Here is an 11,343-nt window from a genome sequence, read left to right on the forward strand (position 1 = left end):
TGCCGACGGTCGATGGACCGTAGCACCCGAACCGCCCTGCCGGACATCCCCAGAAGTTCCCTAGGGGGTGGGCCGATAAGGGTAGGGGTAGGGGTCGCGGGTGATAGGGGGCGGCCGTTGACACCCGCCCGCCGGGCCTGTTGGGATCGGGGCCGGAGTATCGAAGAGTTTCACCGCCTTTCCGGTCCACCCGATCCATTCGTGGCCTTGGCGTTTGCGGCCTCAACGTTTACGCGGGGAGTTAAGTGTGACGGACAAGAAGGCTCACGAGATTCCGGTGCACGCGATTCCCGGCGGGCCCGCCGGCCAGGACGAGCCGATCGCGGTCGTGGGCGTCTCCTGCCGGCTGCCCGGGGCGGCGGACCCCGCCGCGTTCTGGGAACTGCTGCGCGACGGCGGCGACGCCGTCGGCGAACTCGCCGCACCACGCTGGGGCGTCACGGACCCGGACGCCGCCGGGCGGCCCGTACGCGGCGGCTTCCTGGACACCGCGCAGATCGAGGGCTTCGACGCCCGCTTCTTCGGCATCGCCCCCCGCGAAGCCGCCCTGATGGACCCTCAGCAACGGCTCGCGCTCGAACTCGGCTGGGAGGCCCTGGAGGACGCGGGTCTCCCGCCGGACACACTCGCCGGAGCCCCCTCCGGGGTCTTCGTCGGCGTCATCACCGACGACTACGCGGCCCTCTCCGCGCAGTACGGCCCCGGCGCCGTCACCCCGCACTCCTTCACCGGCCTGCACCGCAGCATCATCGCCAACCGCGTCTCCTACGTGCTCGGGCTGCGCGGACCCAGCCTGACCGTCGACGCCGGACAGTCGTCCTCCCTGGTCGCCGTGCACCTCGCCTGCGAGAGCCTCCGCTCCGGCGAGTCCGCGGTCGCGCTCGCGGGCGGCGTCAACCTCAACCTGATCCAGGAGACCACCGACCGCATCACGGCCTTCGGCGCGCTCTCGCCCGACGGCCGCTGCCACACCTTCGACGCCCGCGCCAACGGCTACGTACGCGGCGAGGGCGGCGCCGTCGTCGTCCTCAAACGGCTGTCCCGGGCGCTCGCCGACGGCGACGACATCCGCTGCGTGCTGCGCGGCAGCGCCGTCAACAACGACGGCGGCGGCGCCACCCTCACCTCCCCGAACCGGCCCGCCCAGGAGGAACTCCTGCGGCTCGCCCACGAGCGGGCCGGGGTCGACCCCGCCGACGTGCAGTACGTCGAGCTCCACGGCACCGGCACCAAGGTCGGCGACCCCGTCGAAGCCGCCGCCCTCGGCGCCGTGTTCGGCACCGCCCGGGACACCGGGCACCCCCTCGCGGTCGGCTCCGTGAAGACCAACGTGGGCCACCTCGAAGGCGCCGCGGGCATCACCGGACTGCTCAAGGTCATCCTCAGCGTCCAGCACCGCACCCTCCCCGCCAGCCTCAACTACCGCACCCCGAACCCGGACATCCCGCTCGACGCCCTCGGACTGCGGGTCCAGGACACCACCGGGGCATGGCCGCGCGAGGACCGCCCGCTGCTCGCCGGGGTCTCCTCCTTCGGCGTCGGCGGCACCAACTGCCATGTGGTCGTGGCGGAGTGGAGCGGCGGCGGCACCCAGGAGCCGGCCCCCGCACCGCGCACCACCACCCACGTGCCCTGGGTGATCTCCGGCAGGACCGGGGCCGGGCTGCGCGGCCAGGCCGCCCGGCTCGCCTCGTTCACCGCCGCCCGCCCGGACACCCCCCTGGCGGACGTCGGCTGGTCACTGGCGACCTCGCGAGCGGCACTCGACCACCGCGCCGTGGTCCTGGCCACCGGCCACGACGACGCGCTCGCGGGCCTCACGGCACTGGCCGACGGCACCCCCGCGCCCCACACCGTCTCGGGCACCGCGGACGCGCCCGGCCGCATCGCCTTCGTCTTCCCCGGCCAGGGCTCCCAGTGGCTCGGCATGGCGGCCGGGCTGCTGGACTCCTCGCCCGCCTTCGCCGCCCGCCTCGCCGAGTGCGACACCGCCCTGCGCCCGTACCTCGACCTCCCGGTGACCGACGTCGTCCGCGGCACCGCGGACCCGGCGGCCCTCGACGACGTCGTGACCGTCCAGTCCGCGCTCTGGGCCGTCATGGTGTCCCTCGCCGCGCTCTGGCGCTCGGCCGGAGTGGAACCGGACGCGGTGATCGGCCACAGCCAGGGCGAGATCGCCGCCGCCGCGGTGTCCGGCGCCCTCTCCCTCGACGACGCCGCCAAAGTGGTCGCCCTGCGCGCCCGCGCCATCGCCGACGGCCTCTCGGGCCGTGGCGGCATGCTGTCCGTACCCCTCTCCGCCGACCTGGTCCGCGAACGCCTCGCACCGTGGGCCGGCCGCCTCTCGGTCGCCTCCGTCAACGGCCCCTCGTCCACCGTGGTCTCGGGCGAACCCCGCGCCCTGGACGAGCTGTTCGCCGCCTGCGAGACGGACGGCCTGCGCGTCCGCCGCATCGCCGTCGACTACGCCTCCCACTCCGCGCAGGTCGAGTCCATCCGCGACCAGGTGATCAGCGCGCTGCGCGGCATCCGGCCGCGCCACGGCGACATCCCCTTCCACTCGACCGTGACCGGCGGCCCGGTCGACACCACGGAGCTGACCGCCGAGTACTGGTACACCAACCTCCGGCAGACCGTCCGCTTCGACGAGACCGTCCGCGCCCTCCTCGCCGACGGCTTCGGCCACTTCGTCGAGACCAGCGCCCACCCCGTCCTCACCCCCGGCCTCCAGGAGATCTTCGAGGACGCCTCCGCCAAGGCCGTCGCCACCGCCACCCTGCGCCGCGACGAGGGCGGCCCCGCCCGCTTCCTGACCGCGCTCGCCGAGGGCTGGGTGCGCGGCCTGCCCGTCGACTGGAGCACCGTCCTCGCCGACACCGGGGCACGCCGCGTCGACCTGCCCACCTACGCCTTCCAACGGCAGCGGCACTGGATCGACACCGTCGCCGGAGCCCCGAGGACCGCCCGCGCCGGACTCCCGGCCACGGAACCGGTGACAGGGGCCGGAGAAGACTCCTCCGAGCCGGCTCGTGAACTGACGGTGCTGGCTCGCGAACTGACGGCGCGGCAGCCCGCCGAGCAGGAGGAGACCCTCCTGCGCCTGGTACGCGCGCACGCCGCGGCCGCTCTCGGACACCCGTCGCCGGACGCCGTCGACGCGGAACGCACCTTCAAGGACCTCGGGTTCGACTCGCACCTCTCCGTACAGCTGCGGAACACCCTCGGCGCCCGCACGGAGCTGCCCCTGCCCACCACCGTGCTCTTCGCCCACCCGACCCCCCTGGCCCTGGCCCGGCACCTGCGTGACGCCCTCCTCGGCACCCGGCCCGCCGCCCCCGCCACCGGCGCCCGGCCCGCCGCCACCGACGACGAGCCGATCGCCATCGTCGCCATGGCCTGCCGCTTCCCCGGCGGCATCGCCTCCCCCGAGGCCCTGTGGGACGTGGTGGCGAACCGGCGGGACGTCATCGGGGACTTCCCCTCCGACCGCGGCTGGGACCTGGACGACCTCTACGACCCGACACTCGAACGGCCCGCCACCAGCTACGTCCGCACGGGCGGCTTCCTCCACGAGGCCACCGGCTTCGACCCCGACCTCTTCGGCATCTCGCCCCGCGAGGCCCTCGCCATGGACCCGCAGCAGCGACTCCTGCTGGAGACCTCGTGGGAGGTCCTCGAACGCGCGGGCATCGCCCCCCTGTCCCTGCGCGGCACCCGGACCGGCGTGTTCTTCGGCGCGATGTTCCAGGAGTACGGGCCACAGCTCCAGGACGGCGCGGAGGGCGTCGACGGCCACCGCCTGACCGGCGGCACCACCAGCGTCGCCTCCGGCCGCGTCGCCTACACCCTCGGGCTCGAAGGCCCCGCCGTCACCGTCGACACCGCCTGCTCGTCCTCGCTCGTCGCACTCCACTGGGCGGTGCGGTCGCTGCGCTCCGGCGAGTGCTCCATGGCACTCGCGGGCGGCGTGACCGTCATGTCGACACCCGGCATGTTCGTCGAGCTCAGCCGCCAGGGCGCGCTGTCCCCGGACGGCCGCTGCAAGGCCTTCTCCGCGGCCGCCGACGGCACCGGCTGGGCCGAGGGCGCCGGCGTCCTGCTGGTGGAGCGGCTGTCCGACGCCCGCCGCAACGGCCACCAGGTCCTCGCCGTCGTCCGCGGCTCCGCCACCAACCAGGACGGCGCCAGCAACGGACTGACCGCCCCCCACGGACCGTCCCAGGAACGCGTGATCCGCGACGCCCTGGCCGCCGCCGGGCTGACGGCCGCCGACGTCGACGCCGTCGAGGCCCACGGCACCGGCACGACCCTCGGCGACCCGATCGAGGCCCACGCCCTCCTCGCCACCTACGGCGCCGAACGCCCCGACGGCCGCCCCCTGCTGCTCGGCTCCGTGAAGTCCAACATCGGCCACACCCAGGCCGCCGCGGGCGTCGCCGGAGTCATCAAGATGGTGCAGGCCCTCCGCCACGGCACACTGCCCGCCACCCTCCACGCGGACGAACCGTCCCCGCACGTCGACTGGTCGAGCGGCGCCGTCACCCTCCTCACCGAACCCGTCGCCTGGACGGCGGGCGACCGCCCCCGCCGCGCCGGCGTCTCGTCCTTCGGCATCAGCGGCACCAACGCCCACCTGATCCTGGAGGAAGCACCCACCGACACCCGGCCCGCCGGGCAGGACGGCCCGCCGTCCCCGGCCGACGACGGACCCGTCCCCTGGGTGATCTCCGCGAAGACCGAAGCCGCGCTGCGCGCCCAGGCGGGCAGGCTCGCCGCACTCACCCGGGAACAGCCCGAGCTGTCACCCCGCGACATCGGCCGGTCCCTCGTGACCGGCCGCGCCACCCTCGAACACCGCGGCGTCGTCCTCGCCCCCGACCGCACGGCCGCCCTCACGGCACTGGCCGACGGCACCCCCGCGGCGGGCACCGTCACCGGCACCGCGGACCTCCGCGGCCCCGTCGTGTTCGTCTTCCCCGGCCAGGGCTCGCAGTGGCACGGCATGGCCGCCGAACTCCTCGACACCCCCGGCGCCTTCGCCGACAGGTTCGCCGAGTGCGACGCCGTCCTCCGCGACCTCGTCGGCTGGTCCGCCGCCGACGTCCTGCGCGGCGCCGACGGCGCGCCCCCGCTCGACCGCATCGAGATCCTCCAGCCCGTCCTCTTCGCGGTGAACATCTCGCTGGCCGCACTGTGGCGCTCGGCCGGGGTCGAACCCTCCGCCGTCGTGGGCCACAGCCAGGGCGAGATCGCCGCCGCCCACGTCGCCGGGGCCCTGTCCCTCGCCGACGCCACCCGTATCGTCGTCCTCCGCAGCGCCCTGTTCGCCGAAGAACTCGTCGGCAAGGGCGCCGTGGCCTCCGTGGCCCTGCCGGCCGACGCCACCGAACAGCGGCTGGCCCGCTGGGCCGGACGCCTCGCGATCGCGGGCCGCAACGGACCGGCCGCCGTCACCGTGGCGGGCGAGACCGACGCACTGGAGGAATTCGTCGCCGAGTGCGCGCGCGACGACGTCCGCGCCCGGATCGTCGGCTCCACCGTGGCCTCCCACTGCGCCCAGGTCGACCCGCTCCGCGAACGCATCCTCGCCCTGTTCGCCGACGTCACCCCCCGCACCGGCGACGTGCCGTTCTACTCCACCGTCACCGGACAGCGCCTGGACACCTCCCGGCTCGACGCCGAGTACTGGTTCCGGAACGCCCGGCAGCCCGTGGACTTCGACGGCACCGTCCGCACCCTCCTCGCCGACGGCCACCGCTTCTTCGTCGAGTCCAGCGCCCACCCCGTCCTCACCATGGGTCTCCAGGCGACGATCGAGGACACCGGCACCGACGCCGTCGCCCTCGGCACCCTGCGCCGCGACGAGGGCGGCCCCGCCCGCTTCCGCACCTCGCTCGCCGAGGGCTGGGTGCGCGGCCTGCCCGTCGACTGGAGCACCGTCCTCCACGGCACCGGGACCCGCCGCGTCGACCTGCCCACCTACGCCTTCCAACGCCGCCGCTTCTGGCTGGAGTCCGGCCGGGCGAAGGCCACCGACGCCACCGCGCTCGGCCTCCGCGCCGCCGGCCACCCCCTGCTCGGCGCCGCCGTCCGGCTCGCCGACGACGACCACCTGCTCCTCACCGGGCGGCTCTCGCTCCACAGCCACCCCTGGCTCGCCGACCACACCGCCCTCGGCACCGCCCTGCTCCCCGGCACCGCGTTCGTCGAACTCGCCCTCCAAGCAGGCCACATGACCGGCTGTGAGCGGCTCGACGACCTCACCCTCGAAGCGCCGCTGCCGCTCCCGGAACACGGCGCCGTACACCTCCAGGTGTCCGTGACGGCACCCGACACCACCGGCCGCCGCTCCGTTCACATCCACTCCCGCCCGGACGAACCCGACGACACCCCCGACGACACCGGCACCCCCTGGACCCGCCACGCCGGCGGCACCCTCACCCCCCACGTCACGGACCCCGTTCCCGCCCCCGCCCCCGTCCCCACCGCCTGGCCGCCCGCCGGCGCGCAGCCCGTCCCGGTGGAGGACTTCTACGACCGCGTCGCCGAAGCGGGCTACGGATACGGCCCGGCCTTCCAAGGGCTGCGCGCCGCCTGGCGCTCCGGCGACAGCCTCCTCGCCGAGGTCGCCCTCACCGGCGAACAGGCCCAGGACGCCGGACACTTCGGCATCCACCCCGCACTCCTCGACGCCGCGCTCCACCCCGCGCTCCTCGCCCGGCTGGACACCGACGGGCCCACCGCCCCCGTCCACCTCCCCTTCGCCTGGAGCGGCATCACCCTCCACGCCACGGGCGCCACGGCCGTCCGCGTACGGGTCACCCCGCGCGGCACCGACACCGTGAGCGTGACCCTCGCCGACCCCACCGGCGCACCGGTCGCCTCCATCGACGCCCTCACCCTGCGCCCCGTCTCCGGGCAACGGCTCGCCGACGCCACCGCGCCCGTACGGCAGTCCCTCTTCCGCACGGAATGGACGCCGCTGCGCGCGGCCGCCACCGCCGACACCAGCGGCTGGATGACGCTCGGGCACACCGGACCGGCCGGCCAGGTCGCCGCCCTCAAGGACCTGATCGCCGACCTCGACGCCGGGACCGCCGTCGCCCCGCGGGTCGCCGTGGCCACCTGCTACGGACCCACCCCCGGCCCGGACCTCGCGCACGCCGCCCACGAGGCGGCCGCCACGGCACTCGCCCTGATCCGGACGTGGCTCGCCGACGACCGGCTCGCCGGATCCCGGCTCGTGGTCGTGACCCGCGGCGCCGTGGCCACCCGCCCCGGCGAGGACGTCACCGACCTCGCCCACGCCCCGGTCTGGGGCCTGATCCGCTCCGCCCAGTCCGAGCACCCCGGCCGCTTCGTCCTCGTGGACATCGACACCCCCGACGCCTCCTGGGACGTCCTGGTGGCCGCGGTCGCCGCCGCCACCGAAGGGGACGAACCCCAACTGGCCGTGCGCGACGGAGCCGTCCTCACCCCCCGCCTGGCACGCGCGGAAACCCCGGAGAGCACGGAGAACGCGGAGAGCACCTCCCCGGCATTCCGGCCCGACGGCACCGTCCTGATCACCGGCGGCACGGGCGCGCTGGGTGGGCTGCTCGCCCGGCATCTGGTCACCGAACACGGCGTACGGCACCTGCTGCTCACCAGCCGCCGCGGCCCCGCCGCGACCGGGGCCACCGACCTCACGGCACAACTCACCGCGGCCGGGGCGACCGTCGACGTCGTGGCCTGCGACGCCGCCGACCGCGAAGCCCTGACCACGGTCCTCGCCGGGATTCCGGCGGAACACCCCCTCACCGCCGTCGTCCACGCGGCCGGTGTCCTCGACGACGGACTCGTCGCCTCCCTCACCCCCGAGCGGCTGGCCCACGTCCTGCGCCCGAAGGTCGACGCGGCCGTCAACCTGCACGAGCTGACCCGCGACCTCGACCTGTCGGCATTCGTCCTCTTCTCCTCGGTCGCCGGGACGTTCGGCAACCCGGGGCAGGCCAACTACGCGGCGGCCAACGCCTTCCTGGACGCCCTCGCCCAGCACCGCCGGGCGCACGGACTCGGCGCCCACTCCCTCGCCTGGGGCCTGTGGGAACAGGCCGGCGACATGCTCGACCACCTCGACCGGGACGACCTCGCCTGGATGCGCCGCGCGGGCATCCGCCCCCTGCCCGCCGACCTCGGGCTGCGACTGCTCGACACGGCACTCGCCCTCGACGACGCCCACCTCGTGCCGGTACGCCTCGACACGGCCGTCCTGCGCAAGGAAGCGGCGGCGGGCATGCTCCGCGCCCTGTTCCGCGGCCTCGTCCGCACCACCGCCCGCAGGACCGCGGCCACCGCCGACACCTCCGGCGCCTCCACACTCGCCCGGCGCCTCACCGGCCTCGGCGAGGAGGAGCAGCACCGCGAACTCCTCGACGTCGTACGGGCACAGGTGGCGACCGTACTCGGACACGCCACACCGGAGACCGTCGCGGCCAACCGTCCCTTCAAGGAACTCGGCTTCGACTCCCTCACCGCCGTGGAACTCCGCAACCGCCTCAACGCCGCGATCGGCATGACCCTCCCCGCCACCTTGGTCTTCGACTATCCGACTCCGTCGGCGTTGGCGGGTTTTCTGCGGTCGGAGGTTCTGGGTGTGGGGCGTGTGGTGGCCCCGGTGACGCCGGTGTCGGGTGTGGTGGATGAGCCGGTGGCGATTGTGGGGATGGCGTGCCGGTTCCCGGGTGGGGTGTCGTCTCCGGAGGGTCTGTGGCGGTTGGTGGAGTCGGGTGGGGATGCGGTGTCGTTCTTCCCGGTGGATCGTGGGTGGGATGTGGAGGGGTTGTACGACCCGGATCCGGGGGCGGTGGGGAAGTCCTATGCGCGGGAGGGGGGTTTCCTTCATGAGGCGGGGGAGTTCGATGCGGGGTTTTTCGGGATCTCGCCGCGTGAGGCTTTGTCGATGGATCCGCAGCAGCGGTTGTTGTTGGAGACGTCGTGGGAGGTGTTCGAGCGGGCGGGTATCGACCCTGGTTCGTTGAAGGGCAGTTCCACGGGCGTCTTCGCCGGCGTCATGCACCACGACTACGGCACGACCTCCGACCAGCCCGAAGGCATGGAGGGCTACGCGGTCACCAGCACCCAGGGCAGCGTGGCCTCCGGACGCGTCGCCTACACCTTCGGCCTGGAAGGCCCGGCCGTCACGGTCGACACCGCCTGCTCGTCCTCACTCGTCGCCCTGCACCTGGCAACCCAGGCCCTGCGCTCGGGCGAATGCTCACTGGCACTCGCCGGGGGCGTGACGGTCATGGCCACCCCCTGGGTCTTCGTCGAGTTCAGTCGGCAGCGGGGGATGGCGCCTGACGGTCGGTGCAAGGCGTTCTCGGCGGCTGCGGATGGTGCGGGGTGGTCCGAGGGTGTGGGTGTGCTGTTGGTGGAGCGGCTCTCGGATGCCCGCCGTAATGGGCATCGGGTGTTGGCGGTGGTGCGTGGGTCGGCGGTGAACCAGGACGGTGCGTCGAACGGTCTGACGGCGCCGAACGGTCCTTCGCAGCAGCGGGTGATCCGTGCTGCTCTTGCCAGTGCCCGGTTGTCGGCGGCGGATGTCGATGTGGTGGAGGCGCATGGTACGGGTACGACGTTGGGTGATCCGATCGAGGCGCAGGCGTTGCTGGCCACGTATGGCCAGGAGCGGCCGGAAGAGCGTCCGTTGTGGCTGGGTTCGGTGAAGTCGAACATCGGGCATGCGCAGGCCGCTGCTGGTGTGGCGGGTGTGATCAAGATGGTGGAGGCGATGCGGCACGGTGTGCTGCCGAAGTCTCTGTATGTGGATGAGCCGTCGCCGCATGTCGACTGGGCGTCGGGTGCGGTGGAGCTGCTGACCGAGCCGGTCGAGTGGACCACGGACGACAACCGCCCCCGCCGGGCCGGTGTCTCGTCCTTCGGTATCAGCGGCACCAACGCCCACGTGATCATCGAGGAGGGCGAGCCCGTACCGTCGGAGCCGGCCACCGGGACCACACCCCCCGTGGTTCCGGTGACCGTGTCCGCGAAGTCCGAGGCCGGACTCCGGGCACAGGCGAAGCGACTCGCCGCACACGTCGAAGCGGATGCCACCCTCGACCTCACCGACCTGGGCTGGTCGCTGGCGTCGACGCGCGCGGCACTCGACCACCGCGGCGTGGTCCTGGCGGCCGACCGCGAGAGCGCCCTCGCGGGCCTGGCCGCGCTCGCCGAGGGCGAACCGGCGGGGAACGCCGTGTCGGGCACCGTGGGTGAACCGGGCCGAGTGGCCTTCGTCTTCCCCGGCCAGGGCTCCCAGTGGCCCGGCATGGCCGCCGGGCTGCTCGACTCCTCGCCCGTCTTCGCCGCACGGCTCACAGAATGCGACGAGGCGCTGCGCCCGCTGACGGGCTGGTCGGTGATCGAGGCCGTCCGCGGCGGCGAGGGCGCGCCTTCGCTCGACGACGTGGAGGTGGTGCAGTCCGCGTTGTGGGCGGTGATGGTGTCGTTGGCCGCGCTGTGGCGGTCGATGGGTGTGGAGCCCGCCGCCGTGATCGGCCACAGCCAGGGCGAGATCGCCGCGGCCGCGGTGTCCGGCGCACTGTCCTTGGACGACGCGGCGAAGGTGGTCGCGCTCCGGGCACTGGCGATCGGCGAAGGTCTTTCCGGCCGGGGTGGGATGGTGTCCGTGCCGTTGCCCGCCGAGCGGACGCGGGGGCTTATAGGGCGTTGGGGTGAGCGGATCTCGGTCGCTTCGGTGAACGGGCCGTCGTCGACGGTGGTTTCGGGGGAGTCCGAGGCGCTCGACGAGTTGCTGGCCGCCTGTGAGGCGGATGGGGTGCGGGCGCGGCGGATCGCCGTGGACTACGCGTCGCATTCCGCGCAGGTGGAATCGATCCGCGAGCAGGTCATCAGTGCTCTGGAGGGAATCGAGCCCCGGCCTTCGGAGGTCCCGTTCTATTCGACGGTGACCGGTGGGCTGATCGATACGACGGAACTGGACGCGGAGTACTGGCACACCAACCTCCGTCAGACGGTTCACTTCGATGAAACGGTGCGTGCTCTTCTCGCCGATGGTTTCGGTCTGTTCGTCGAGTCCAGTGCTCATCCCGTTCTGACGGTGGGTCTGCAGGAGACTTTCGAGGACTCCGGCGCGGGTGCTGTCGCGTTGGGCACTCTGCGCCGGGACGAGGGGGGCATGGAGCGCTTCCTGCTGTCCCTCGCCGAGGGCTATGTGACTGGTTTGCCGGTCAGTTGGGATGCGGTGTTCGCTGGTTCGGGGGCTCGGTGGGTGGATCTGCCGACGTATGCGTTCCAGCGTGAGCGGTTCTGGCTGGAGTCGGGTGTGGGTGTGGTGGGTGA

General features: G+C 73.6%; 1 protein-coding gene. It reads left to right on the top strand.

Annotated elements, in window-relative coordinates:
• Window positions 1-247: 247 nt before the first annotated feature.
• A partial coding sequence (locus ACWD4A_RS11470) for a type I polyketide synthase (RefSeq protein ID WP_451192393.1) occupies window positions 248-11,343 on the top strand: 11,096 nt, incomplete at its 3' end.

The organism is Streptomyces sp. NPDC002537, assembly GCF_053594975.1.